The 26485-nt window shown below is 69.6% G+C and carries 23 protein-coding genes; 17 read left to right on the top strand and 6 right to left on the bottom strand.

Features of this window, described 5'->3' with window-relative positions:
• The first annotated feature begins 267 nt into the window (after positions 1-267).
• The 7 genes from HC028_RS14440 to HC028_RS14470 all read left to right on the top strand — a co-directional run bounded on the left by HC028_RS14440 (position 268) and on the right by HC028_RS14470 (position 8103).
• Positions 268-1410 carry an FAD-dependent oxidoreductase gene (locus tag HC028_RS14440; protein ID WP_168077529.1) on the top strand — a complete coding sequence of 381 codons (1143 nt, stop codon included), beginning with the start codon at positions 268-270 and terminating at the stop codon, positions 1408-1410.
• A gap of 99 nt (positions 1411-1509) precedes the next feature.
• On the top strand, positions 1510-2682 hold the full coding sequence (torT, locus tag HC028_RS14445) for a TMAO reductase system periplasmic protein TorT (RefSeq protein WP_168077531.1): 1173 nt from the start codon (positions 1510-1512) through the stop codon (positions 2680-2682).
• Positions 2683-2747: 65 nt separating this feature from the next.
• A complete protein-coding gene (locus HC028_RS14450) occupies positions 2748-4412 on the top strand; it encodes an amidohydrolase (RefSeq protein WP_168077533.1) in 1665 nt (554 codons plus the stop codon).
• The gene (locus HC028_RS14455) at positions 4409-6001 is read left to right on the top strand and encodes a sugar ABC transporter ATP-binding protein (RefSeq protein ID WP_168077535.1); all 1593 of its coding nucleotides are present in this window, start codon (positions 4409-4411) and stop codon (positions 5999-6001) included. Before HC028_RS14450 ends, HC028_RS14455 begins: the two co-directional genes overlap by 4 nt.
• Positions 5998-7008: an ABC transporter permease gene (locus HC028_RS14460; RefSeq protein ID WP_203981278.1), complete on the top strand. Its 1011-nt coding sequence runs from the start codon at positions 5998-6000 to the stop codon at positions 7006-7008. The genes HC028_RS14455 and HC028_RS14460 overlap by 4 nt, the downstream gene beginning before the upstream one ends.
• A gap of 123 nt (positions 7009-7131) precedes the next feature.
• Positions 7132-7767: a helix-turn-helix domain-containing protein gene (locus tag HC028_RS14465; protein WP_168077536.1), complete on the top strand. Its 636-nt coding sequence runs from the start codon at positions 7132-7134 to the stop codon at positions 7765-7767.
• A gap of 75 nt (positions 7768-7842) precedes the next feature.
• A complete protein-coding gene (locus tag HC028_RS14470) occupies positions 7843-8103 on the top strand; it encodes a hypothetical protein (RefSeq protein ID WP_168077537.1) in 261 nt (86 codons plus the stop codon).
• 14 nt (positions 8104-8117) lie between these two features.
• On the opposite strand, the gene HC028_RS14475 is transcribed toward HC028_RS14470, so the two are convergent.
• Positions 8118-8627 carry a mycothiol transferase gene (locus tag HC028_RS14475; RefSeq protein WP_168077538.1) on the bottom strand — a complete coding sequence of 170 codons (510 nt, stop codon included), beginning with the start codon at positions 8625-8627 and terminating at the stop codon, positions 8118-8120.
• Positions 8624-8932 carry a hypothetical protein gene (locus HC028_RS14480; protein ID WP_168077478.1) on the bottom strand — a complete coding sequence of 103 codons (309 nt, stop codon included), beginning with the start codon at positions 8930-8932 and terminating at the stop codon, positions 8624-8626. Before HC028_RS14480 ends, HC028_RS14475 begins: the two co-directional genes overlap by 4 nt.
• On the opposite strand from HC028_RS14480, the gene HC028_RS14485 reads away from it, so the two are divergent.
• The 5 genes from HC028_RS14485 (at position 8931) to HC028_RS14505 (ending at position 15139) form a co-directional block, all read left to right on the top strand.
• Positions 8931-10373: an MDR family MFS transporter gene (locus HC028_RS14485; protein WP_239075423.1), complete on the top strand. Its 1443-nt coding sequence runs from the start codon at positions 8931-8933 to the stop codon at positions 10371-10373. The genes HC028_RS14480 and HC028_RS14485 overlap by 2 nt on opposite strands.
• Positions 10374-10523: 150 nt before the next feature.
• On the top strand, positions 10524-11603 hold the full coding sequence (locus HC028_RS14490) for an LLM class flavin-dependent oxidoreductase (RefSeq protein WP_168077540.1): 1080 nt from the start codon (positions 10524-10526) through the stop codon (positions 11601-11603).
• A complete protein-coding gene (locus HC028_RS14495; RefSeq protein ID WP_168077541.1) occupies positions 11600-12280 on the top strand; it encodes an FMN reductase in 681 nt (226 codons plus the stop codon). The genes HC028_RS14490 and HC028_RS14495 overlap by 4 nt, the downstream gene beginning before the upstream one ends.
• Positions 12281-12743: 463 nt before the next feature.
• Entirely contained in the window at positions 12744-14603 is a 1860-nt protein-coding gene (locus HC028_RS14500; protein WP_168077542.1) for an adenylyl cyclase, read from the top strand.
• 146 nt (positions 14604-14749) lie between these two features.
• Positions 14750-15139, top strand: a complete 390-nt coding sequence (locus HC028_RS14505) for a DnaJ family domain-containing protein (protein ID WP_168077543.1) — start codon at positions 14750-14752, stop codon at positions 15137-15139.
• 11 nt (positions 15140-15150) lie between these two features.
• Here the strand turns inward: HC028_RS14505 and HC028_RS14510 are convergent, their stop codons facing one another.
• The gene (locus HC028_RS14510) at positions 15151-15768 is read right to left on the bottom strand and encodes an RNase H family protein (protein ID WP_168077544.1); all 618 of its coding nucleotides are present in this window, start codon (positions 15766-15768) and stop codon (positions 15151-15153) included.
• Between the two features lie 159 nt (positions 15769-15927).
• Here HC028_RS14510 and HC028_RS14515 point away from each other — a divergent pair, with 159 nt between their 5' ends.
• Together HC028_RS14515 and HC028_RS14520 are read left to right on the top strand one after the other, a co-directional pair.
• Positions 15928-16311, top strand: coding sequence for a BlaI/MecI/CopY family transcriptional regulator (locus tag HC028_RS14515; protein WP_168077545.1), 384 nt, complete (start codon positions 15928-15930; stop codon positions 16309-16311).
• Between the two features lie 42 nt (positions 16312-16353).
• Complete coding sequence (locus tag HC028_RS14520; RefSeq protein WP_168077546.1) at positions 16354-16956, top strand: DUF1684 domain-containing protein; 603 nt, start codon at positions 16354-16356, stop codon at positions 16954-16956.
• Here the strand turns inward: HC028_RS14520 and HC028_RS14525 are convergent.
• Positions 16937-17401, bottom strand: a complete 465-nt coding sequence (locus HC028_RS14525) for a nuclear transport factor 2 family protein (protein WP_168077547.1) — start codon at positions 17399-17401, stop codon at positions 16937-16939. The two genes, HC028_RS14520 and HC028_RS14525, sit on opposite strands and share 20 nt — an antisense overlap.
• 121 nt (positions 17402-17522) lie before the next feature.
• Here HC028_RS14525 and HC028_RS28155 point away from each other — a divergent pair, with 121 nt between their 5' ends.
• Together HC028_RS28155 and HC028_RS14535 are read left to right on the top strand one after the other, a co-directional pair.
• A complete protein-coding gene (locus HC028_RS28155; protein ID WP_275408239.1) occupies positions 17523-17816 on the top strand; it encodes a type II toxin-antitoxin system RelE family toxin in 294 nt (97 codons plus the stop codon).
• A 129-nt stretch (positions 17817-17945) separates the two neighbouring features.
• Complete coding sequence (locus HC028_RS14535; RefSeq protein WP_168077549.1) at positions 17946-19394, top strand: PucR family transcriptional regulator; 1449 nt, start codon at positions 17946-17948, stop codon at positions 19392-19394.
• A gap of 63 nt (positions 19395-19457) precedes the next feature.
• Here the strand turns inward: HC028_RS14535 and HC028_RS14540 are convergent, their stop codons facing one another.
• On the bottom strand, positions 19458-20966 hold the full coding sequence (locus HC028_RS14540) for an aldehyde dehydrogenase family protein (RefSeq protein WP_168077550.1): 1509 nt from the start codon (positions 20964-20966) through the stop codon (positions 19458-19460).
• Positions 20967-21251: 285 nt separating this feature from the next.
• Between HC028_RS14540 and HC028_RS14545 the strand changes: the two genes are divergently transcribed.
• Positions 21252-22751 carry a purine-cytosine permease family protein gene (locus tag HC028_RS14545; protein WP_168077551.1) on the top strand — a complete coding sequence of 500 codons (1500 nt, stop codon included), beginning with the start codon at positions 21252-21254 and terminating at the stop codon, positions 22749-22751.
• A 52-nt stretch (positions 22752-22803) separates the two neighbouring features.
• On the opposite strand, the gene metH is transcribed toward HC028_RS14545, so the two are convergent.
• On the bottom strand, positions 22804-26412 hold the full coding sequence (gene metH, locus HC028_RS14550) for a methionine synthase (protein WP_168077556.1): 3609 nt from the start codon (positions 26410-26412) through the stop codon (positions 22804-22806).
• Between the last annotated feature and the right edge of the window lie 73 nt (positions 26413-26485).

A 26485-nucleotide genomic window follows, 5' to 3' on the forward strand; every position in this document is an offset into this window, starting at 1 on the left:
ACGTGATCGCTCCGGACTATTGCGCCGCCGACAGGCCTGAAGTACGGTCACAACCTCTGAAGCAGTGCCACACCGAGCCTCTTGGCTCGATCACTAGTGTCGCGGCGAATGCGGTGGCGTTCGTCGCTCGCGGCAGGCGAGCGGCTCGAGCCACCCTTCGCGAACGTCTGCTCATCTCCTTGTCCTGCCTATCGGCATACGTCGGGCTATCGAAATTCGTCGGGCTACCGGCATACCTCGGGCCATCGGCATACGTCGGGAGAGTCAATGGGAAGCAAAGGGCACGTGGAAATCGCCGGTGCTGGGCTCGCGGGCCTCACCACGGCGGCAGTACTGGCGCAGGATGGTTGGTCCGTGCGGGTGCACGAGCGCGGACCTGAGTTGCGGGAGATCGGGGCCGGCATCTTCCTGTGGGAGAACGCCCTCCGCGCTCTCGAGTACATCGGGGCTTTCGAGCAGGTCGCCAAGCTCGGCGAGCGGGTGGAGAGCCCGACGCTGTTCGACCACCGGCACAAGGTGGTCCAGCGAGAGTGGCTGCGCCACGGTCGGCTCTACACCGTCGTGCGCAGCAACCTGCACCGCACGCTCGCCGATACGGCCATCGCGGCGGGCGTCGAGATCGTCACCAACTCACGCGTGGTGGGCGCCACCCCGGACGGGACCCTCAAACTCGAGGACGGCACGACGGTCAAGGCCGACGTGGTGGTCGGCGCGGACGGGGTCAACTCGAAGGTCCGCGACTCGCTCGGGCTCGCCAAGGCGGTGGTCGACCTCAAGGACGGGTGTGGCCGGCACCTGATTCCGCGGAACTCCGACGATCCCGTCGGCACCACGATCGAGGAGTGGCACGGGGGACGCCGGATCGGCGTCGTGCCCTCAAGTCCGACCGAGACGTACATCTTCCTGTGCTGCCCCGAGAGCGACACGGAGGGCACGCAGCAACAGCCGTTCCGGCGGGAGACCTGGCTGAAGACGTACCCCCACTACGCGAGCCAGATCGAGCGGATTCCGGACGACACGGAGGGGCGGTGGGCGAAGTTCTACGACGTCGAGGCGCGCAGTTGGCGTGCGGGCCGGGTCGCGATCATCGGGGACGCGGCCCACGCGATGTCGCCCAACCTGGGTCAGGCCGCCTGTGTCGCCATGACCAATGCCGTCGCGCTCGGACAGGCGCTCTCCATGAAGTCCGAAGTGGAGGACGCGCTGCGAACGTGGGAAGCCAGCGAGCGCCCTGTTGTGGACCGGATTCAGAGGTACTCCCGCTTCTACGGCTGGCTCGGCACGCACTGGCCGGACAACCTGCTCACGATGCGTTCGGGGCTGATCTGGAGCCTCGGGCGGTCGAAGACCGTCCAGCGCAGGATCAACTTCGCGGCCGATCACTTCCCGAACCTGACCACCGCCGCGTAGCGGCTTCGGGCCCGCTTCGCCCGAGGGTTGTTTCGACTTCGCCACGTCACGCTCACCTCCTCATCCAACTTTCCCCCGCGTTGACAGAGAGGTCTTTCGATGAAACGTAGAACTCGGCCGAGGAGATTACTCCTCGCGTCCGCTTCCGTACTGGTGCTCGGGACAGTGGCCGCCTGCGGGAACTCCGGCACCGACCAACCCGCCGCGTCCGGTAGTTCGGCAAACGACGGAAAGCCGTGGTCGGCCCCGGCGGTAATGATTGACTGCGATGCGCCGGACGTGGATCCGAAGGGCTGCGCAGGCAAGGCGACGGAGGGCACGTACACCTCCCTGGCCCGCTCCGACGTGACCAAGCCGTGGAAGATCTGCATCACGGTGCCGCACCTGAAGGACCCGATCTGGGTCGCGCAGAACTACGCGGCGGTTCAGGAGAGCCGTCGGCTCGGGGTCAACATGCAGTTCCACGACGCCGGCGGCTACACCGAGGTGACGAACCAGGCGCAGCAGGTCGAGAACTGCACCGCCCAGAAGGTCGACGCCATCATCGTCGGGGCGGTGAGCTTCGACGCCCTGAACCCGGTCATCGAGAGCGCCATCGACAAGGGCATCGTCGTCATCGACGGCGGGAACGGCATCTCCAGCCCCAAGATCAAGACCAGGACCGTCCTCGACTACTACGAGATGGGCAAGTCCGCCGGCGCCTACCTGGCCAAGCAGGGCAAGCCGGCGAAGGTCGCGCTCCTGCCCGGCCCGGCGGGTGTGAGCTGGTCCGAGCGCTCGGCGCAGGGCTTCAAGGACGCGATCGCGGGCAGCCCGGTGCAGATCATCGACACGAAGTATGGCGACACGGCGAAGGAGGTCCAGCTCAAGCTCGTCGAAGACGTGCTCTCGGCGCACAAGGACGTCGACGTCATCGCGGGTACGGCGGTCACCATCGACGTCGCCCGTACCGTGCTGGTGGAGCGCGGCAGGGAGCAGCAGGTGAAGCTCGTCGCCACCTACCTCATCCCCACCACGCTGGATCTCATCAAGTCCGGGGCCGCGTCCTGCGCGCCCACCGAGCAGCCGGTGATCACCTACAGCATGGCCGTGGACCAGGCCGTGCGCAGGCTCGAGAAGAAGCCCCTCGACGACAAGTACGAGCGCTACGCGCCGCGGCCGCTGCTCGTCTGCGGCCCCGCCGCGGGCAAGGACAACAACCTGAGCACCTTCGACGAGAAGACCAGCTTCGCTCCCAAGGGTTACAGCCCCGTGTTCAAGGTGAGCCCGTAACCACACGCCCTGTCAGTAGGGGGCGGCCGTACGGTCGCCCCCGCAACCTCCGAAGAGGGATGGTTATGAGAAGGGAACAGGGGACCGTCGCCATCGCGGGGCGCGTCATCTCCATGGCCGGCGCCACCGACGCCGAAGCCGTCCTCATCACGGACGGCACGGTGGAGGCCGTCGGCGACCGCGGCATTCTGACCCAGGCCGAGCACCGGGGCATTCCGATCCACGACTTCGGCGACCGCGTCGTGCTCCCGGGCTTCGTCGACCCCCACATCCATCTCGAGCACCTGGCGACCGGCCGCGCGCGCGGAGTCGACTGCCGGGTCCCGGGCTGCCGCTCCATCGCGGACGTGCTGGAGCGGCTGTTCGAGGCGCTCCCGACCGCTGAGGCGAACGGCGGCTGGCTCATCGGGTACGGAAACCTGTTCTTCGACCTGAAGCTCGCCGACCGGCGGCTGCCGACCGGTGCGGAGCTCGACAGCGTGAGCCGGACCGTCCCCATCGTGCTGCACTGCGGCGGGCACGTGTCCGTGCTCAACACCCGCGCGCTCGAACTGGCGAAGGTGGAGCGGTTCCTGCACGGGGCCCCGGGGCTGTGGGGGAGTCCGGTCGTGGAGGTGGACCGGTCCGGTCGCCCCACCGGACTGGTGGCCGAAATCAACAACTCGCTGCCGCTGCCCGCGCTCGACCCGGAGTCGCTGCGCAAGGAACTGGCGTCGACCTACTTCGACTGGTTCACCACCTACGGGGTGACCACGTTCGGCGAGATGGTCGACTCGCAATCCAGCGTCGAGCACCTCGATGCCCTCATCTCGAACGGGCAGATCCCCGCCCGCGGCGCGCTGTACCCCATGGCGCCGAGCATGCTGCCGATCGAACAGGCGGCCGGGTGGGCCGCCGACTACCGCAGTGCCGCCGGAAGCGACTGGCTCAGCGCGCGCGGAGTCAAGATGTTCTCCGACGGCGGCTACTCGGCGCGCAACGCGGCGGCGAAGACGCCGTACGTCGACGAGCATTCGCTGCGCCCGGGGTCGATGGGCCGGCTGAACCTGACGCATCCGCGGCTGGTCCAGGCGGTGCGGCTCACCAGAGAGCACGGCGTGCAGCTCGCCGTGCACGCCAACGGTGAACGCGCCCAGGACGAGGTCGTCTCCGCGGTGCTGTCGGCCGGCGTCGACTACGACGGCCCGCTCATCCGCATCGAGCACGCTGGTAACTTCGTGTCCGACCGGTCCCGTCTCAGCAGTTGGCGGCAGGCCAACATCCTGCCGTCGCTCCAGCCGGAGTTCCTCTACAACTTCATCGGCGACTTCCTCCCCGTCGTGCTCGGGGGTGGCGGCACCAAGGGGCGGATGCCGCTGCGGACGCTGCTGGAGGAGGGCATCGTGCCCGCGGCCAGCTCGGACGTTGCGATCGGTGCGGAGGACGAGCTGTCGAACCCGCTGTTCTCGATCTGGTGCTGCGTGGAGCGGAAGAGCTTCTTCGGGCGGACCATCGAGATCTCCGAGCGCCTCACCGTCTCCGAGGCGTTGCGCCTGCACACCATCGAAGCCGCCCGGGCGCTCGGCCAGGAGGACCGGTTGGGGTCGCTCGAACCCGGCAAGCTGGGGGACGTCGTCGTGCTGGACCGGGACCCGCGTACGGTCCCCAGCGAAGAGATCCGCGACGTCCTCGTCGACGCCGTGTACGTCGCGGGGCAGCAGGTGCACGCTCGAGAAAAGGTCGGGTCATGACGGCGAGCGGCATCGTCGACGCCGTACCCGCTGAAGAGCCCGGCGGTGACAGTGCGGACCGCGAGGTCGTCCTGGGCCTCGAATCGGTGTCCAAACGCTTTCCCGGAGTGCTCGCTCTCGACGACGTGTCCCTGGACCTCCGGGCCGGCGAGGTCCATGTGCTCCTCGGGGAGAACGGCGCCGGGAAGTCGACGCTCATCAAGGTCGTGGCCGGCGTGTACCGGCACACGAGCGGGCGGGTGTTCATTTCCGGACGGGAAGTGCGCCACAACTCGCCCCGCGAGGCGCGGTCCGCCGGAGTGAGCACGGTCTTCCAGGAACTCAGTCTCGTACCGACGCTCACGGTCGAGGAGAACCTGTTCCTCGGCCGGATCCCGGCACACGCCGGTCTCGTGTCGCGCCGCGCGATGCGCCGCCGAGCGGGCGAGGCGCTGCGCCGCATCGGGGTGACGCTTCCGTTGAAGGCGCGCGTCGGATCCCTTCCGCGCTCCGCACAGCAGTTGGTCGAGATCGCCAAGGCGCTGATCGACGACGCCCGGATCCTCATCTTCGACGAGCCGACCGCCTCCCTGGGAGACCGCGAGAGCGACCGCCTGCTCGACGTGATCCGCACCCTGGCGGGCTCCGGGATCGGCATCATCTACATCACCCACCGCATGCGGGAGGTGCGGGATCTCTCTGATCGCGTGACCGTACTGCGCGACGGGCGCCTCGTCGCGACGTTGACGGCGGCGGAGGCGGACGAGGAACGCCTGGTGCAGATGATGACGGGCCGTCAGGTCGACGCCCTGTACCCCGGAATCCCGCCGGAGCCGGGACCGGTACGCCTGGCGATGAGCAACGTCAGCGGCCCCGGTCTCCACGACGTGTCCATCGAGGCCCGGGCGGGAGAGATAGTCGGGCTCGCCGGGCTGTTGGGTTCCGGCAAGTCGACCGTCGGGCGGGCCTGCTTCGGCCTGAGCGCGGTATCCGCCGGAACAATCACGGTCGACGGCAAGGTGTTGCGTTCGCCGAGTCCGGTGCGCTCGCTGCGGCACGGCGTCGTGTACTACCCGCCCGATCGGCGGGGCGAGGGCCTCGCGCTGTGCCGTTCGATGCTGGAGAACCTCACCCTGGGCAGCCTCCGCAAGGCGGGCGCCCAGAGGGGCGGCTTCATCCGCCGTCGGTACGAGCGGGACCTGACGCGCAAGTCGGTGTCCCGTTTGGACATCAGACCGGGACATCCGGGCCGCCTCATGCAGTTCTTCTCCGGCGGCAACCAGCAGAAGGTACTGCTGGCGCGCGGCCTGATCCGAGAGGCGGCCGTCCACATCTTCGATGAGCCCACCGTCGGCATCGACGTGGGGGCGAAGGCGGACGTGTACCAGGTGCTCCAGCAGTTGTGCGAGAGCGGTCGGGCCGTCGTCGTCATCTCGTCGGACCTGCCCGAGGTGCTGGGCCTGTGCCATCGCGTCTACGTCATGCACGAAGGTCGGATAGCCGGTGAACTGACCGGCGACGCCGTCACGGAATCCAACGTTCTCGCGCGCTTCTTCGGTCCGCCGGCAGACCCGGCGGCTGCGCCCGATACCCTTCAGGAGCGGTCGTGACAGCAATTGACGAAGCGACAGCAGTCCGCGTCCCCGGCGAGGTGTCGCTACGGCACCGTATGAGTGACCTCTTCCTGCAGATCGGCCTGCTGCCCATCCTGCTGGCCGCGATGGTCGTCTTCTTCGCCGTCCGGGAGACCAGTTTCTTCTCCGGTCCCAACGTGTCGAACGTCGGCCGGCAAGCGGTCTACCTGCTACTGGTGACGCTGGGGCAGATGATCGTGCTGCTCTGCGCCCAGCTTGACCTGTCCGTCGGCGCGACCATCGCGCTGACGAGCGTCGTGACCGCGTCGACGATGTCGAACGCGGATCAGCCGACGGCGGGCACCATCATGGCCGGGATGGCGGCCGGCCTGTGCGTCGGCCTGGTCGTGGGTCTCGTCAACGGCATCGTCGTGGCGTTCCTCCGCGTGCCGTCCTTCATAGTGACGATGGGTTCGGCGTCGATCGCCACCGGCATCGCGCTCATCATGTCCCACGGGGCGCCGGTCACCGGCGTGCCGAGCGAGTTCACGTCGATGTTCGGTACCGGGCAGTGGTTCGGCGTACCGGTCCCGCTGTTCATCGGCGCGGGCGCCATCGTGGTGATGTATGTCGTGCTCTCCTGGACCACGTTCGGCAGAAACATCTATGCGATCGGCGGCAACGAGGTGGCGGCGCTGCTGGCCGGGGTACGGGTGAAGCTGCAGCTCGTGGGCGCGTTCGTGATCTGTTCCCTCCTCAGCTCACTCGCCGGAGTCCTGCTCACGGCGCGCGTGGCTTCGGGCGAGGCGACCATCGGCGGCTCGTTCGTCCTGCTCTCCGTCGCGGCCGCCGTCCTCGGAGGCACGTCGCTCTTCGGCGGAGAGGGCCGGCTCGCGTTCGTCGTCCTGGGCGTCATCTTTCTCGGGGTGCTCAGCAACGGCATGAACCTGCTGCTCATCTCGAGCTACGTGCAGCAGCTCGTACTGGGCGCGGTGCTGATCGGGGCCGTCGCGATCGACCGCATCAAGCCGCGCATCGGCTAGGGTGAATCCAGCGCGTACGGCGGACTGAGACGCCGAAGTCGCCTCGATCCGAGAATGACAGGGTCACGGTATTCGTCACGAGAGGTAGCTGCCTTGGTCGGGCCTACGCAATCGATCGGGCCGATGGCGCACACTGGCCGAACCGGAGCGGGGGCGAAGCAACGCGATCGCGTCGCGCGCCCCGCTTCCGGCGGGCCGGACGACGGCGAGGCGGACAAGGAGCTGGGCAAGCGGATCCGGCAGCTGCGTACCGGCAAACAGGTGTCGCTGCGGGAGGCGGCGGAGGCGGCTTCCGTCTCGGAGAGCTTTCTCTCGCAGGTCGAGCGGGGGATGGCCAATCCGTCCGTGGCGTCCCTGCGCCGGATCGCGGAGGCGTTGGGCGAGCCGATCGCGTCGCTCTTCGACGGTGGGCCGGTCTCCGGGATGGTGGTCCGGGTCGCGGACCGCAGGCGGCTCGCGCAGCCGGCCGGCGCGTGGGAGGACTCGCTGCTCACTCCGCCCGTGGCTCGCCGGATCCAGCTCATCGAGTCCGTGGTCGGAGCCGGTAGGGGGTCCGGCGACGAGCCGTACACGCACGCCGGCGACGAGGAGTGCGTCGTCGTACTGAAGGGAAAGATCGAGATTTCGGTCGGCGACGACCAGTACTGCCTGCGGGCGGGCGACACCCTGTTGCTCGATCCGTCCCTGCCGCACTCCTTCCACAACCCCACGCCCCGCCCCGCCACGGTCATGTGGGTCATCTCCCCGCCGCTCTACTGATCCGGTCGCCGTCTGCGGCGGAAGGTGTTGCCGGCCGCAAACCGGGCAGGCGTGCGAGCGGGAAAGGGGCGAACCGTGGCTGGCAAGGTCGAACTGGTCATTCGATTCCACCCGGTGGGCGGTGACGACGTCTCGCTGCTGAGCGCGGACTTCAGTGGGCAGGAGGAGGCGCTGGAAGCGGTGGCGCGCGCTCTGGACGAGCGCAGCAGCCTGGTGTTGAAGCACGCGAAGGAGGGGCCCGACACCAACGAGCACGGCGTGGTCCTCAACCTCGCCAACGTCGTCTCCGTACGGGTGTCGAAGACTGACGGCGAGACGACGGGCCCGTACGTGTGACCGCTGTGGACAGCTCAGCTTTCGGGCAGCAGGCCGCGTACGTACGCGGCCTGGCCGACGTGCTGAGTGTCGTCGTTGGCGATGCTGACGAGCCGGACGCCGAGGGTCACCGGCGGGTCCCAGCGCTTGTCGACGACCCGGTCGAGATCCTCGGGCTTCAGGCCGCGCAGGAACTCGCGGGTCCGCCCGGCGACCGCGTCGTAGTAGTCGATGAGTACCTGGGCGCTGTCCGGACGGACCTCGGAGGTCTGCTCGGGGGAGTGGCCGTAGCCGGTGTTGTCGGGGTCGGGGTCGAGCCCGAAGTGACCGGCCCAGTCGCCGGACACCCACACCTGGTCCTGGCCGACAAGTTCGGCGACGTGGTGGTCCTGTACCCGGGTGAGGTGCCAGACGAGCCAGCCGATGGAGTTCGCTCCGGGCGTCGGCGACCACCGCAACTGCGAAGGCGTCAGGCCGTCGACGGCGGAGCGGACGAGGTCAGGAAGTCGATCGAAGTACTCGATCAGCAGGTCGCTGACGTTCACGGGTTGAGAACCTCCTCGGGCCGGACGGTCAACAGACCCGTACCGTCGCCGCCCGCCGGATAAACCTGAACCGGCCAATTCGCCTCACGAGCTGTGATTTCCCGGATATCGCCGTGGGTGATCCGCGTCTCGGGAGCCGGTAGCTGGAATGCTTCGCATAGCAAACCAGTTGATCTCAGTGATTCACCGTCCAGTGAAAGCGATATCTGCATGACGACAACCCCGGCAGTCGACACCAAGTCGGTGACAGGCGTCGGCTTCAGGTCCGACCGCGGCCCAGTGCTCGCCGCGATCATGCTCTGCATGGCCCTGGTTGCCCTCGACTCCACGATCATCGCAACGGCGATTCCGTCCATTGTGCGCGACCTGGGCGGTTTCTCCCAGTTCCCGTGGCTGTTCTCGATCTACCTGCTCACCCAGGCGGTCACCGTGCCGCTGTACGGCAAGTTCGCCGACTCGCTGGGCCGCAAGCCCGTGATGTTCTTCGGTATCGCGCTGTTCCTGCTGGGCTCGGTCCTGTGCGGCGTCGCCTGGAGCATGCCCGTTCTGATCATCGCGCGCGCCGTCCAGGGCATCGGCGCGGGCGCGGTCCAGCCGATCAGCATGACCATGGTCGGCGACCTGTACACCGTCGAGGAGCGTGCCCGGGTGCAGGGGTACCTGGCGAGTGTCTGGGGAATCTCCGCGGTGGTCGGCCCGACCCTCGGCGGCGTTTTCTCCGAGTACCTGTCCTGGCGGTGGATCTTCTTCGTCAACCTGCCACTGGGTGCGGTCGCGGCGTGGGTGCTGGCCCGCCGGTTCGTCGAACGGGTGGAGCGTCGGAAGCACCGGGTGGACTTCGTCGGCGCCGCCGTGCTCACCGGCGGGCTGTCGCTGATCATTCTCGGCCTCCTCGAAGGGGGAGTGGCGTGGGGCTGGGCCTCGACCCGGAGCCTCGTGATCTTCGTGATCGGCGCCGCCCTGCTCGTCGCGTTCGTGTTCATCGAGCGCCGCGCCGCCGAGCCCGTCATGCCGCTCTGGGTGTTCAGTCGCCGGGTCCTCACCGGGGGTAACCTCGCGTCCCTGGTCGTCGGCGCGCTGACGATCGGGCTGAGCTCGTACCTGCCCACCTTCGCCGAAGGCGTGCTCGGCACGAGCGCGCTGGTCGCCGGGTTCGCCCTGGCCGCGATGACCGTCGGCTGGCCGATCGCGGCCACCCTGTCCGGGCGCATCTATCTCCGGGTCGGCTTCCGGGACACCGCGCTCATCGGCAGTGTGTTCGTCATCGGCGGCGCCGTGCTGATCTCGCTGCTGGCGGCGGACTCGTCGGTGTTGGCGGTTGCGGGGGCGGCCTTCGTCGTCGGCGTCGGGCTCGGTCTGGCTGCCAGCCCGACCCTGGTCGCGGTCCAGTCGGTGGTCGGCTGGGACCGCCGGGGCGTGGTCACCGGCACCAACATGTTCAGCCGTTCGCTGGGCAGCGCGGTCGGCGCCGCCGTCTTCGGCGCTATCGCCAACGCCACCCTGGCCTCGCGCTTCGCCCACCCGCCTGCCGGGATCGCCGGGCGGCTGCCCAGCAACGCGGACGCGTCCAGCCTCCTGCTCAGTGGGCACACCCGCGCAGCGACGCCGGCGGTGGCCGAGTACGTCCGTAGCTCCCTGTACGCCGCCACCCACAACGTCTTCCTCGCGTTGGTCGTGGTCGGGGTGCTCGGCGTGGGTGCGCTGCTGCTGATGCCGCGCCGCAGCGAGCAGCTCACCTTCGAGTGAGGGCTGCGACCCGGCGCTCCATTCGCTGTCACCCGGCCGGGTGTGTCGCCCGCAACACCAGCCCCCGAAATTGTTGCCGCGTCAAATATGTTGTCGATGGCAGGTTCGGGGGGACCGAGGTGGCCTCCGCTTCTGAGGCAGGAGCAAGACATGCAGTTCGGGATCTTCACGGTCAGTGACATCACCACCGACCCCACCAACGGCCGTACGCCGGCCGAGGCGGAGCGGATCAAGGCGGTCGTCGCGATCGCGAGGAAGGCCGAGGAGGTCGGGCTCGACGTCTTCGCCCTCGGTGAGCACCACAACCCGCCGTTCTTCTCCTCCTCGCCGACGACGACGCTGGCCTACATCGCAGGGCAGACCGACCGGCTGTTGCTCTCGACCGCGACCACGCTGATCACCACGAACGACCCGGTGAAGATCGCCGAGGACTACGCGATGCTGCAGCACCTGGCCGATGGGCGGGTCGATCTGATGATGGGCCGAGGCAACACCGGTCCGGTGTACCCGTGGTTCGGGCAGGACATCCGTAACGGCATCGCCCTCGCCATCGAGAACTACGCCCTGCTGCGCCGGTTGTGGCGGGAGGACGTCGTGGACTGGGAGGGGCGCTTCCGGACCCCGCTGCAGTCGTTCACCTCGACGCCGCGGCCGCTCGACGGCATCCCGCCGTTCGTGTGGCACGGCTCCATCCGCAGCCCCGAGATCGCCGAGCAGGCCGCGTACTACGGCGACGGCTTCTTCGCCAACCACATCTTCTGGCCCGCTTCGCATACGCAGCGCATGGTGGCCCTCTACCGGCAGCGGTTCGAGCACTACGGCCACGGCAGCGCCGACCAGGCCATCGTGGGCCTCGGTGGGCAGGTGTTCATGCGCAAGAACTCGCAGGAAGCCGTCCGCGAGTTCCGGCCGTACTTCGACAACGCGCCGGTGTACGGCCACGGCCCGTCGCTGGAGGAGTTCACGTCGCAGACCCCGCTGACGGTCGGCAGCCCGCAGCAGGTGATCGACCGTACGCTGGGCTTCCGCGAGTACGTCGGCGACTACCAGCGGCAGCTCTTCCTGCTCGACCACGCCGGCCTGCCGCTGAAGACCGTCCTGGAACAGCTCGACCTCCTCGGCGAGGAGGTCGTGCCGGTGCTGCGCAAGGAGTTCGACGCGCTGCGCCCAGCGCACGTACCGGAGGCGCCGACCCACGCCTCGCTGAAGCTGAAGGCGGCCGCTCGATGACGGGGCGCAAACTCGTCGCGGTCTCGGCCGGTCTGAGCCAGCCGTCGTCCACGCGCCTGCTCGCCGACCAGCTCGCCGCCGCGACCGGTGCGGAGGCTTCGCGGCTGGGCATCCAGCTCTCCACGTCGGCCGTCGACCTGCGTGACCACGCCCATGATCTGACCAACCACCTGCTGACCGGCTTCCCGTCGGCCCAGCTCAAGCCGATCATCGACGCGGTGGCCGCCGCGGACGGGCTGATCGCCGTCACGCCGATCTTCAACGCGTCGTACAGCGGCCTGTTCAAGCTGTTCTTCGACGTCATCGGAGACACCGCGCTGGTGGACAAGCCTGTCCTGATCGGCGCGACCGGCGGAACCGCGCGGCACTCACTGGCGCTGGAACACGCGCTCCGGCCCATGTTCGCGTACCTGCGGGCGGTCGTCGTGCCCACGGCCGTCTTCGCCGCGCCGGAGGACTGGGCCGGTGGTGGCGGTCGGGGTGGCAGTGGCGCAGGCGCGGCGGCCGGCGGGGGCGCGGCGGCCGGCGGGGGCGCGGCGGCCGGCGGGGCGCTGCGCGGCCGGATCCAGCGCGCCGCGCGGGAGCTTGCCGGGCAGATCAACCTGCGCGAGCCCGCGACGGCGCCCGACCCGTTCGCGCTGTCGACGTCGTTCGAGGAGCTCCTCGCCGGGGACTAGGTCTCCCGGGCCGGTGGCGTTGGCGCTACTTCGGGCCCCCTGGGCGCGCCCTCCGGTTCGCGGGGCGATGACATGAGGTGTCCCTCCCTGAGGGATCTCTTGCGGTAGGGCATATGCCCCTTTACGACTGCATGCCCGGATGCCGTGGCCGGCAACCTCCGGTGAACTATTGAATCTTGGAAGGTTTGACATCGGATTTGATGTCAAACCTTCCAAGATCCGGGAGAAGGCGTCAGTGGGTGGGGCGTTCGTGCTCGGCGGGGCCGAGGCGCTGGAGGCGGCGCCGGTCGACAGGGCGATGCGGCCGAGCGGTAGCGCTGGGCGGGGTGGACAGGGTAGAAAGTCTTTAACTCACCCCCTTCTATGGCTTGACCCTAGCCGGGCCGGGCAGGAGAGCGCTCTCCCAGTCGCTCCGCCCGTCCGCCCGGCCCGGTCTCGCCGACCGTCGTCGATAGGTAGGTCGATGAGAACAGCCCGCAACCACGGCGTGCCAGCGCGCGCCCGTACGAGACTCGCGTTACGCCGTCTGCTCACCCTCGTTGTCACGGCGGCATCGCTCCCCGCCGTCGGCCTGCTGTCCCCCGCCGGCTCCGCCGCCGCGCACCCCGCCGCGCACCCCGCCGCGCACCCCGCCGCGCACCCCGCCGCGCACCCCGCCGGGCAGCCGGACTTGGGGCCCAACGTCCTCGTGTACGACCCGTCGACGCCGGCCGCCCAGATCCAGGCCAAGCTCGACGAGATCTTCAAGCAGCAAGAGCACAACGAGATGGGTACGAACCGGTACGCCGTCCTGTTCAAGCCAGGCCGGTACGACGTCAACGCGAAGGTCGGCTACTACACGAGCGTCGCCGGGCTCGGCCGGTCACCGGATGACGTCGACATCCACGGCGCGGTACGCGTCGTCGGCCAGCCCGACCCGAACTCGCCGGCCGGCATCTCCGCGCTCACCAACTTCTGGCGCTCGGCCGAGAACCTGTCGGTGACCCCGACCGACTGGTCCAACCAGTGGGCGGTGTCGCAGGCTTCGCCCATGCGGCGGGTGCACATCCGCGGCACCCTCTGGCTCGAGCCCGGCAATGGCGGCTACTCCAGCGGCGGCTACCTCGCCGACACCAAGGTCGACGGGATCACGATCAACGGCTCGCAGCAGCAGTGGCTGACCCGCGACAGCGAACTAGGCGGCGCCTGGACCAACGGTGTCTGGAACCAGGTGTTCTCGGGCGTCGTCGGGGCGCCTGCGGAGGGCTTCCCGAACCCGCCCTACACGACGTTGCCGACCAGCCCCGTCACGCGCGAGAAGCCTTTCCTGTACCTCGACGACGCGGGCCGGTACCGCGTCTTCGTCCCCGGTCTGCGTCACGACTCGTCCGGTACGACGTGGGCGGCCGGGCCGGGGGAGAAGGGCTCGTCCCTGCCGATCGGCGACTTCTTCATCGCCAAGCCGACCGACACCGCGCAGACGATCAACCGGGCGCTGGCGCGCGGCAAGCACCTCCTGCTCACCCCGGGCGTCTACCACCTCGACCGTGCCCTGCGCGTGACGCACAAGGACACCGTCGTCCTCGGGCTCGGCATGCCGAGCCTCACCCCGGACACGGGTGATGCCGTGCTGCGGATCGAGGACGTCGACGGCGTACGGGTCGCGGGCGTACTCGTCGACGCCGGACGGCACGAGTCCGACGTGCTCGTCGAGGTCGGAAAGCGGAACAGCCACCGGAGCCACTCGGGCAACCCGATCTCCCTGCAGGACGTGTTCTTCCGCATCGGCGGTCCGTGGGCCGGCAGGGCGAAGACGAGCCTCGTGGTCAACAGCAATGACACGATCATCGACAACCTCTGGGCCTGGCGCGCCGACCACGGCAACGGGGTCGGCTGGGCGCAGAACACGGCCGACACCGGGGTGGTGGTGAACGGCGACGGGGTGACCGCGTACGGCCTGTTCGTCGAGCACTACCAGAAGTACCAGACCATCTGGAACGGCCAGCGCGGCCGCACGGTCTTCTACCAGAGCGAGATGCCGTACGACCCACCGAGTCAGCAGGCGTGGACCAGCCCGACCGGCAAGGGCTGGGCGTCGTACCAGGTCGGCCCGTGGGTGCGCAGTCACGAGGCGTGGGGCCTGGGCGTCTACGCGTACTTCAACCAGGGCGTGGACATCCGCGCGGACCGGGCGATCGAGGTACCGAAGGTGCCGGGCGTCCGCTTCCACAACATGATCACCGTCTTCCTGAACGGTAGCGGCGGCATCGAGCGGACGATCAACGAGGCGGGCGCTCCGGTCGTCGGCTCGTACGGGACCAGCCCCGTCGTCAGCTACCCGTGAGCTGACCGACCCCGCGTGCGGCGAACGCGGTGGCCGGCCCGGGCCGTCCGGGCCGGCCACCGCCGCGTGCCGATCGGGCGGCATCCGCGACGGTAGGCTTGATCCTGCTCTGCTCCGATCGCGGCGAGTCCGGGCAGGTGGTGTTGATGACCAGCTGGTACGAGTCGTACATCGACCGTCAGATCCGCGAGGCGTACGAGCGCGGCGACTTCGACAACTTGCCCGGTGCGGGCAAGCCGCTGCCGGGAATCGGCGAAGAGTACGACGAGGACTGGTGGATCAAGGATCTGGTCCGCCGGGAGAACATCACCGGCGTGGTGCCTGCCTCGTTGGCGTTACGCAAAGAGGTCGAAGATCTGCCGCAGGCGGTGGCGGACAAGAGGACCGAGGCGTCGGTACGCGGGTACGTCGACGACCTGAACGAACGGATCCTCCGGGCGCGGCGCGGACTCATCGACGGACCGCCGGTCGTGCTGCCCACCGTCGACGCCGACGAGGTCGTCCAGGCCTGGCGTCGCCTTCCCCACCGGGCGTAACCGCCCGGCGGCTACTCGACCCAGCCGGGGCCCCGGTCCGGGACGCCGCCGCGCCGCATCACCTCGACCGCGGTGCCGGCGAGCCGGTCGGCCTCGTGGTTGAGCGCGTGGCCGCCGAGCTTGACCGAGACGTGCGCCTTCGCCTTCGTCCACGTCACCGTCCGGCCGGCGAGGAGGGCGTGCGTCTCGGCGATCAGTTCGGCGTTCTTCACCGGCTCCCGGGTCCGCCCGCGCCGCCACGCGGCCGGCGGCAGGGTGCCGCCGCGGCTCCAGTTCCCGATCCACTCGGTCAGGCACTTCCGGGCGTACTCGCTGTCGTAGACGATCTCCAGCGGCCGGTTCGCGGGTACCGCCTGGAGCAGGGCCTTGATCGCGGAGAGCTCACCGACGTTGTTCGTGCCTTCACCCTCGATGGGGGCCACCCCGTAACAGGTCGGGGACACGTACCAGGCGCCGGCTGCCGTACCCGGGTTCGGCTCGCACGAGCCGTCAGTTGCGGCGACCACCAGCGCCCCGACCGGTGAACCGCCAGCCGCGACGGCTGACGGCATTGCGACGGCTGACGGCATTGCGACGGCCGACGTCGTCGGGGTCGTGGGCAGGTCGAACAGGGTCAGTTCGTCGGTCACGACCCATTGTGGGGTGCCTGCTGCGACTCGGGCGCCTCGACGCGCCGTGCTGCCGAACGGCTTAGTTGTGTGTTGATTACCGATTAAGTCCCTGGCGCACAGGTGGCTGGGTCGGCATGGTGGCAGTCAGGTTCGCTGTGCGAAGGAGACGATGGCGGCATGTTGGATCAGGCGTCACCCACCAAGGCCGACCTCGAACGCGACGTGATCAGCATGCTCGCGTCGGGTGACCAACCGATGACCCTTGAGCAGGTACGCGAGCGGCTCGGGCGGACGGTGATGGCGACGACGGTGATGGCGGTGCTGAACCGGCTGCTGGAGCAGGGGCTGGCCCGGTGCGAGTGGGTCGGGCGGTCCTGCCTGTACACCGCCGCGCCGGACCGGGCCGAGCTTGCGGCGGGCCGGATCCGGGCAGTTCTGGACGCGGGCGGCGATCGTCGCGCCGTTCTGACGAGGTTCGTCGCGATGCTTCCGCCCGACGCGGAGCGGGTCCTCATCGACCTGCTCCGGCAGGGCCACCCCGAGCTAGCCGACGGTCGGTGACCTCGGGGATACCCGTGCCGGGCCACCGGCTAGCTTGATCGCATGCAGGCGATCGAGCTAGCCGACTACCGCGAAGCGGTGACGCGGCTGTACCTGTCTACGTCCGGACTCGCCGAGTTCCGGGCCCGGCGCGATGAGCTGTTCGCCACCCATCCCCAATCACCCATCCCGGCCGCCGAGCGGGCTGCGTTCGAAGGCCTGCGGTACTTCCCGCCGTCCGAGGACGCCATCGTGGAGGTGCCGCTGCGGGAGGAGCCCGGCCACCTCGACATCGACACCGGCGGCCCCGACGGCGTCATCCGGTACGACCGGGTCGGCGTGCTCGGCACCCCGTGGGGGCAGGTGTCGCTGTGGTGGATCGCCGCGTACGGCGGTGGCCTGTTCCTGCCGCTGCGCGACGGCACCAGCGCACGCGAGACGTACGGCGGGGGTCGCTACCTCACCGACACGGTGAAGGGCACGTTCGGCAGGGGCGTGCAACTGCTCGGGTCCGGCCGGGTCCGGCTGGACCTCAACTACCTGTACAACCCCAGTTGCGCGTACGACAGCAGGTGGGCCTGCCCGCTCGCGCCGCCGGAAAACCGGCTGGAGGCCGAGATCCGGGCCGGGGAGCTGGCCTACGCCCCTACAGTCCCAGTTCGCTGAGTCCGGGGTGGTCGTCGGGGCGCCGACCCTGCGGCCAGAAGTACAGCCGGTCGCTCTCGGCGATAGGCAGGTCGTTGATGCTGGCGATCCGTCGACGCATCAGGCCGTCGGCGTCGAACTCCCAGTTCTCGTTGCCGTACGAGCGGAACCAGTTGCCGGAGTCGTCGTGCCACTCGTACGCGAACCGGACGGCGATGCGGTTCTCGGTGAAGGCCCACAGCTCCTTGATGAGCCGGTACTCCAGCTCGCGGCTCCACTTGCGGGTGAGGAATTCCTGGATTGCCGGCCGGCCGGTGAGGAACTCGGACCGGTTGCGCCACTCGGAGTTCTCCGTGTAGGCGAGCGCGACCCGTTCCGGGTCCCGCGTGTTCCACGCGTCCTCGGCCATCCGCACCTTCTGCACGGCGGTCTCGTACGTGAACGGCGGCAGCGGTGGGCGAGGCATGGCGCTCTCCTGTCATGACGCAGCAGAAATTCACGATCAGCGTACGCACTTCCACGGGAAGGGGATACGGGAAGGGGATGAGGCTGCGTACTGCTTGCCGAGCGGGCAAAACGGGAAAGCCGTGGCTGACGAGGCCTACCGCCTGTCACTGGCACCCGCCGCACGTCGCTCACTGACCGAGTCTCCTCCGGCCGGGCTGCCTCTCGCCGTGGCCGTGGCCGCGGCCGTCGGTGAGTTCATCTCTGGACCGCTGCTGGGCAACCCCCACCGAGCCGGCAAAGCGCTCACCCGCGACCTGGCCGGCTACCACTCCGCTCGTCGCGGTGCCTACCGGGTCGTCTACCGCATCGACGACGACACCCGCACCGTCCATGTCGTGCGCATCGACCACCGCGCCGACGTCTACCACTCTTGACTCATCTCCTCCTCGGTTGCGGGGCCGGCCGGTCGATCTTCTGACGAAACGGCGCCTTCGTCCGTACGATGTGGCCCGCACGGTGCGATGACGGGACGCGCCCGCGTACGGACAGGATGAGGAGGCTCGATGGCGATCACCGTGGGTGAGCTCGTCGGGGTGCCGTCCCTGGAGACGCGGGTCGTCGCGGGCGCTGCCGGGCTGGACCGCCGGATCTCCTGGGCGCACGTCTGCGAGCTGCCGGAGCCGTGGTTGTGGCTCGGCGACGGCGAGCTTCTCATGACGACCGGCATCGGCGTGCCCGCCGACGCGAAGAGCCAGGCGGACTACATGACCCAGCTGTCCGCCGCCGGGGTCGTCGGCATCGCCATCGGTGACCGGATGAAGTCGCCCGACCTGCAGCCCGAGATGCTCGCCGCCGCGGACGCGTGCGGCCTGCCGCTGCTGCTCACGCAGGCCGAGGTGCCGTTCGTGGCGCTGGCCCGCGCGGTGGCCAACGCCAACGCCCGCGAGGAACAGGCCCGGCTGGCGACGACCGAACGGCTCTACCGCCACATGCGCTCGCTCTCGCAGGTCGACGGGACTCCGCAACTGCTGCGGGATCTCGGGACGGAACTCGGCGCGACCCTGACCCTGGCGTCGGCGGGCGCAAATGCGGGCGCGGGCCTACCCACCGGGGACGGCGGCGCCCCGACCAGGCTCCCGGACGGTGCGATCGCGGTACGGCTACCCGGCCCGCAGGCGGCCACCCTGGTGGCGGTGCCGACCCCCGGTCGCATGCTCGACATCGGCCTCGTCCAGCATGCCGCGGCGGTCGTGTCGGCGCAGCGGTCGGCGGCCACCGCGGAGCGGGAACGCGCCCGGCGCCTCGGGGCATCGTTGCTCGTACGCCTGCTCGACGGGAACATCGACCCGACCGTGGCCCTGGATGAGCTGGTCGAGCGGCGGCTGGGTGGCCGCCGCCTGGTGGTGGTGACCCAGGTCGACGACGAGAGCGACGCGGTCTGGGCCGACCTGCACCACCGCTTCGACGACGCGGGCGTGCCGAACGCGTTGCTGACCAGGAACCGGCTGAACATCGCGCTCCTACCCGACGAGGAGGATGCGTTGGCGATGCTCCTCGACGAGTTGCCGCCGTCGGCGCGGGTGGGGGCGAGCGCCCCCATCGACCGGGTGGTGGACACCAGGCCGGCGCTCCTGCAGGCCACCTGGGCCCTGCACCAGGTCAGGGACACCGACCGCCGGCTGGGACGTTACTCCACCGATCGGCGCTTCTCCGGCTTTCTACCGGCCAGCCTGGTCGAGTGCGAGGAGGCGGCCCGCCGCTGCCTCGGCCCGCTGCTGGAGTACGACGAGGCGAAGGGCAGCCAACTGGTCCTGTCCCTGCGCGTCTTCCTGGAGGAGAACCGCTCCTGGACGCGGGCCGCCTCGCGCCTGTTCGTGCACAAGCAGACCCTGGTGTACCGGATGGACCGGGTCGAGGAGCTCACCGGCCGGAACCTCGGCTCCACGGCGGACGTGGCCGAACTGTGGATGTCCCTGCAGGCCGCGATCGCCGCGGGGCTACACGAGGTCTAGCCCCGCGGTTCACGCGTCAGTGGCCCAGTACCTTCCCCATGCTGAGCTGGCGGTACTCCGCGGTCAGCGCTTGTTCCAGGCCTCGTCGTCGGAGTACGGGAACCACCAGAAGTCCTGCGGGTCGGCGGCGGGGTCGACCATGACGAGCTTGGTGTGCCGGAAGGTGTCGAGCCCTTCGGTACCGAGCTGGCGGCCGGTGCCGGACATCTTGCGCCCGCCGAACGGGCCGGCGTCGTTGTCGAGGATCGGGGCGTTGATCCAGACCATGCCGGACTGGATCTCGCGGGCGGCCCGGTGGGTCTCGACCAGGTCGGTGGTGTACACGGTGGCGCCGAGGCCGAACGGCGACGCGTTGGCCAGCTCGATCGCCTCGTCGAACGAGGACACTCGGCACAGCGGCGCCAGCGGCCCGTACACCTCACCGTGCAGGACGTCCATCTCGGGCGTCACGTCCACGAGCACGGTCGGCTCGTGGAAGAAGCCGGCGGAGAAGCCCTCCGGGCGCTCTCCGCCGAACGCTACGCTCGCGCCCTGCTCCACGGCGTGGGCCAGGAGGCGCTCGAACCGGTCCCGCTCCTGGGCGTTGCCCATCGGGCCGACGTCCACCTTGTCCAGACCGTTGCCGATGCGCAGCTTCGCCGTCTCCGCCACCACGAGCCGGGCGAACTGGTCGTAGATGTCGGTGTGGACGTAGATGCGCTCGGCCGACGTGCAGACCTGGCCGCAGTTCATGAACGCGGCGAAGGTGACGGCGCGGGCGGCGATCTGGAGGGGAGCGGACGGCATGACGATGAACGGGTCGTTGCCGGACGCCTCGATCAGGTGCGGCTTGAACGTCTCCGCGCACGCCCGGGCGATCGCCTGGCCGGTCGGGACGCTGCCGGTGAAGCCCACCATGTGGGTGTCGGAGTGCTCGACGAGCTGCCTGCCGACCTCGCCGCCGCCGGTGACGCACTGGACCAGACCGCGGGGCAGGTCGGCGAACGCCTCCATGAACTTCAGGGTGGTCAGCGACGCGTACTCGGACGGCTTCACGATGACCGCGTTGCCGGCGGCGAGGGCGGCCGCCGCTTCCCAGACGAACAGCAGCAGCGGGAAGTTCGACGGCAGGATGACGACCACGACGCCCATGGGCTCCTTGAGCGTGTAGTGCATCTGCCCGGCCACCGCCGGGCCGAGGACCTGCCCGTGCGAGTGCCGCCCGAGTTCGGCGTAGTAGTCGGTCGCGGTGACGCTCCAGTCGACCTCGTCCGCGCTCTCCTTGTACGGCTTGCCCGTCTCGCGGGTCAGCAGCTCGGCGAGCTGCGGCTTCAGGCGGCGCATGGCGCGGGCCACCTCGTGCAGGACCTCCGAGCGGTGCAGCGCCGACTCGGCCCACCACGTCCGCTGCGCGGCGTTGGCGCGGGCGACGACCTCCTCCACCTCGGCCGGGGTGCAGTCCGCGATCTCGCCGAGTTTCAGGCCCGTCGCGGGGTCGATGACTGCCTTACGGGCGGTGGCGGTACTCGGACGGATCCCGCCGTCGACGAACAGCGCTCCGCTGAGGCGGGCGAACTCCTTGGCTGCGTCCATACTCTCCGGCTCCAAATCGAGGTCAGCGCGAGACGTGCGCGCGCTGGGCTTGCGGAGAGGATCCGCCGCGGGGCGGGGGCGCGACAACTGTGCCGGGTTCTTAAAGGCCGGCACCGCTTTCATACGGGACAACGAAGTGGACGACCGCGTCGTCCGAAAGCACAAGGCCAGGCCAGATCTTGGTTCGCGCGCACGATAGCGGTGGCGCCGGGGCTCCTTCTACTGTCCCCGCAACCGGCCTGTCGTCACTTCCTGTCGCCGCGGGCCCACCCTTATGGAGACCCTATGTCGGAATTACCCAGGTCGTCGGAGCTGCGCTCGCCGCACTCCGGCTCGAGCGCCACCACGGCGACGACCGCGCCCATCCGGGGTATCGAGTCGCGCTCCATCGACTATGTGCCGGCGAGCGAGCGGCACGGTCGCCTCAGTGACCAGGCGACGATTTGGTTCGCGGGGAGCGCCCAGCTACTCAGCCTCTCGACGGGCGCCATCGGCATCTGGTCGGGGCTCAATCTCTTCTGGACGTTGATCGCGCTGGCGGTCGGCACGATCATCGGTACGATCCCGGTCGCCGCGCACGCCAGCCAGGGCCCGCACCTCGGCCTGCCGCAGATGGTGCAGTCCCGGCCGCAGTTCGGCCGCTACGGGTCCATGTTCATCTGGGCCGTGGCCGTGCTCGTGTACTGGGGTTACGTCGTGTTCGGCGTCAACACCATGGGCGCGACCGCCCACCAGTTGGGCATGGGCCCGAGCTGGCTCTGGATCGTCGTCCTGGGCATCGTCGCGACGGTGTTCGCCATCTACGGGTACGACTGGCTGCACGTCGGCCAGCGGATCGTCACGGTCCTGCTCGTCATCGCGCTGCTGGTGTTCACGGTCGGCGCCGCCGTCGGCGGCCACATCCCGGCCGGGCAGCTCAGCGCCTCGGGGACGTTCGACCTGACGAAGTTCCTCATCGTGGCCTCGGCCGCCGCGGTGTACCAGCTGTCGTGGGCCTTCTTCGTCTCCGACTACTCGCGCTACATGCCGGCGCACACGAGCCACCGCTCGATCATCGCGTACACCGCGCTCGGCGCGGGCCTGGGCGTGTACTGGATGGAGGCGCTGGGCGCGATCGCGGCCGCCGTCTTCCCCGACGCCGGCCTCACCGGCGCGCTGCAGGACGCGTCCGACCAGGTGTTCAACGGCCTCGGCGCCATCGTGCTGATCCTGGGCGGCATCTCGCTGGCCATCTTCACCGGCATGTGCATCTACGGGGGTTCGCTGACCCTCATCAGCGCGGCGGACAGCGTCAAGCCGGTGTCCGCGACCCGCGCCATCCGGATGGTCACGATCCTGCTGATCGCGATTACGGCGACCGTCGTGGGACTGTTCATCCCGGACGACTTCCTCAACGGCACGTTCTACACGGTGCTGGCCGTGCTGGGGTACCTGATGGCCCCGTGGACCGCCATCAACCTGGTCGACTACTTCCTGGTCCGGAAGAACCGGTACTCGGTCCGGGAGATCTTCAACCCGGCCGGCATGTACGGCCGGTGGAACTGGCGCGGGCTCACCGCGTACTGGATCTCCTTCGCGGTGATGATCCCGTTCATGTACCTGAGCTTCTTCCACGGGTTCATCGCCAACGCGCTCAACGGGGTCGACCTGGCGTTCTTCGTCGGCATCCCGGTGGCCGGGGTGTTGTATTGGCTGCTGTGCCGGTCGCTGGACGTGCAGCGGGAGTGGCGGATCATCCCGGAGGCGGACCGCGACCTGGACGCGGTCGCCAAGCCGGTCGAGTAAAGGGCACCGCCGGGCGGTGGTTGAGCCTCAACCACCGCCCAGCCCTTGCCGTTCACTCCGGGTCGTACGAGAGGTTGGGCCGCAGCCAGCGCTCCACGTCGGCCACCGGGACGCCCTTGCGGGCGGCGTAGTCGGCGACCTGGTCCTTGCCGATCCGGCCGACCGCGAAGTAGCGGGAGTCCGGGTGTGCGAACAGCAGGCCGCTGACGGCCGCGGCCGGCGTCATCGCGTAGGACTCGGTGAGCGCGATGCCGAGGCTCTCGGCGTCCAGCAGGTCGACGAGCTTCCGCTTCTCCGAGTGGTCCGGGCAGGCCGGGTAGCCGAAGGCGGGCCGGATGCCGCGGAACCGCTCCGCGTGCAGGTCTTCCAGCGTCGGCTGCGCGCCGGGCTCGTACCACCCGCGGCGCGCTTCGAGGTGGACGTACTCCGCGAAGGCCTCCGCGAGGCGGTCGGCGAGCGCCTTCACCATGATCGCGCGGTAGTCGTCGTGCTCGGCCTCGTACCGGGCGGCCAGTTCGTCCGCGCCGTGGATGCTGACGGCGAACGCGCCGAGGTGGTCGCCGGCGGGGGCGAGGTAGTCGGCGAGGCTGCGGTTGGGTCGGGTGTCCGTCCGCGTCGCCTGCTGGCGCAGCATCGGGAAGCGCGGCCCGCCGTCGACCACAATGTCGTCGCCCTCGGCGTGCGCCGGCCAGAAGCCGTACCCGCCGCGCGCCGTCAGCAGGCCACCGGCGATGATCTCGTCGAGCAGGGTCTGGGCCTCGTCGAAGAGTTCCCGGGCCGCCGGCTGCTCCAGGATCGCCGGGTACTTGCCCCGCATCTCCCACGCGGAGAAGAAGAACTGCCAGTCGATCAGTTCCCGGAGCGTCCGCAGGTCGGGCTCGACGACGCGGGCGCCGGTGAACGGCGGCGTGGGCAGATCACTGAAGTCGACCTGCTGGCGGTTGGCCCGGGCCTGCGACAGCGGTAGCAGCGGCCGCCGCTCCTTCTCGGCGTGCTGCTGGCGAAGCCGCTCCTGGTCGGCGCGGTTGCGCCGGTCGAGGTCGGCGGCGCGCTCCGGGTCGAGCAGGTCGGAGACGACGCCGACGACCCGGGACGCGTCGAGCACGTGCACGGTCGGGCGGTCGTACGCCGGCGCGATCCGTACCGCGGTGTGCTGGCGCGACGTCGTCGCCCCACCGATCAGCAGCGGCAGGTCGAGGCCGCGGCGTTGCATCTCCTTGGCCACATTGACCATCTCGTCGAGCGACGGCGTGATCAGCCCGGACAGCCCGACGGCGCTGGCGCCCTCGGCGACCGCGGTGTCCAGGATGGTGTCCGCCGGGACCATCACGCCGAGGTCGATGACCTCGTAGTTGTTGCAGCCGAGGACGACGCCGACGATGTTCTTGCCGATGTCGTGCACGTCGCCCTTGACGGTGGCCAGGACGACCTTGCCCTGGGCGCGCCCGCCGCCGGTACGCCCCTCGCGCAGCGCCTGCTCCTTCTCGGCCTGCATGAAGGGCTCCAGGTAGGCCACGGACCGCTTCATCGCCCGGGCGCTCTTCACGACCTGCGGCAGGAACATCTTCCCGGCGCCGAAGAGGTCGCCCACGATCTTCATGCCGTCCATCAGCGGACCCTCGATCACGTCGAGGGGCCGGGCGGCGGCCTGGCGCGCCTCCTCGGTGTCGGCCTCGATGAAGTCGACGATGCCGTGCACGAGCGCGTGCGCGAGGCGCTTCTCCACCGGCGCGTCCCGCCACGACAGGTCGACCTGCCGCTTGGTGCCCGAGCCCTTGACGCTCGCGGCGAAGCTGACCAGGCGGTCGGTGGCGTCCGGACGCCGGTCGAAGATCACGTCTTCGACGAGTTCGAGCAGGTCGGCCGGGATGTCCTGGTACACGACGAGTTGGCCGGCGTTGACGATGCCCATGTCCAGCCCGGCGCGGATCGCGTGGAACAGGAACGCCGAGTGCATCGCCTCGCGTACAACGTCGTTGCCCCGGAAGGAGAACGACAGGTTGGAGATGCCGCCGCTCAGCCGAACGCCGGGGCAGCGCTGCTTGATGAGGGGGAGCGCGTCGATGAAGGCCTTCGCGTACCCGTTGTGCTCCTCGATGCCGGTGGCGACCGCGAGGACGTTGGGGTCGAACACGATGTCGTGCGGCGCGAACCCGGCCACTCGCGTGAGCAGGTCGTACGCCCGCCCGCAGATCGCCACCTTGCGGTCGACCGTGTCGGCCTGCCCCTGCTCGTCGAAGGCCATCACGACGACGCCGGCCCCGAAGTCCCGGATGCGGCGGGCCTGCTCCAGGAACGGCTCCTCGCCCTCCTTGAGGCTGATCGAGTTGACCACGCCCTTGCCCTGCACGCACTTCAGGCCGGCTTCGAGCACGCTCCAGCGCGAGCTGTCGATCATGATCGGTATCCGGGCGACTTCGGGCTCGGTGGCGATGAGGTTCAGGAACGTCGTCATCGCCCGCTCGGAGTCGAGCAGGTCGGCGTCCATGTTGACGTCGAGCAGGTTGGCCCCGCCCCGTACCTGCTCCAGCGCGACGTCGACCGCGGCCTGGAAGTCGCCGGCCTCGATGAGCCGCCGGAACCGGGCCGAACCGGTGACGTTGTTGCGCTCGCCGATCATCACGAACCCGGTGTCCGGCCCGATCTCGAACGGCTCCAGGCCGCTCCACCGCGAGCGCGCAGCGGGCGCCGGCACCCGGCGCGGCGGCACTGCCGTCACGGCCTGCGCGATCTGCTCGATGTGCGCCGGGCTGGTCCCGCAGCAGCCGCCGACGACGTTGACCAGGCCCGCCTCGGCGAACCCGCGCAGCAGCCGGGACGTGTCGTGCGGCTGTTCGTCGTAGCCGCCGAAGGCGTTGGGCAGGCCGGCATTGGGGTGGCAACTGATGTACGTGTCCGCCAGCCGCGACAGTTCCGTGACGTGGGGCCGCATCTCCTCCGCGCCGAGCGAGCAGTTGACGCCCACCACCAGCGGGCGCGCATGCGCGACGGACGTCCAGAACGCCTCGACCGTCTGCCCCGACAGGGTACGGCCGCTGCGGTCGACGATCGTCACCGAGATCCACAGCGGTAGGTCCGGCGCCACCTCCCGCGCGGCGGTGATGGCCGCCTTCGCGTTGAGCGTGTCGAAAATGGTCTCGATGAGCAGCAGGTCCACGCCGCCCTCGGCGAGCGCCGCGATCTGCTCGGCGTACGCGGCGTGGACCTGGTCGAACGTCACCGGCCGGAACGCCGGGTCGTCGACGCGGGGCGACAGCGACAGCGTGACGTTCAGCGGACCGACCGACCCGGCCACGAACCGCCCACCGAACTCGTCGGCGGCCTGCCGCGCCAGCCGCGCCCCGGCCAGGTTCATCTCGCGTACGGCCGCCTCCAGGCCGTAGTCGGCCTGGCCGATGCTGGTCGCCGTGAACGTGTTCGTTGTCGTGATGTCGGCGCCGGCGGCGAAGTACTGCCGGTGGATGTCGAGGATGACGTCCGGCCGGGTCAGGTTGAGCAGGTCGGGGTCGCCGGTGAGGTCGCGCGGGTGGTCGGCGAACCGCTCGCCCCGGTAGTCCTCCGGCGTCAGCCCGACCCGCTGAAGCATGGTGCCCCAGGCGCCGTCCAGGACCAGAATTCGCCGGTCGAGAGCATCCTTCAAGGTCTCAACACTCGCCGCCACCGCGCTCCTCCGTAACCGCGTCCTCCGGCAGTCAGACCAAGAGGCGCGCGACCGTGGCGCGGGCTCTTTAGGC

The organism is Planosporangium flavigriseum (assembly GCF_011947225.1).
In the GTDB taxonomy this organism is placed as follows: domain Bacteria; phylum Actinomycetota; class Actinomycetes; order Mycobacteriales; family Micromonosporaceae; genus Planosporangium; species Planosporangium flavigriseum.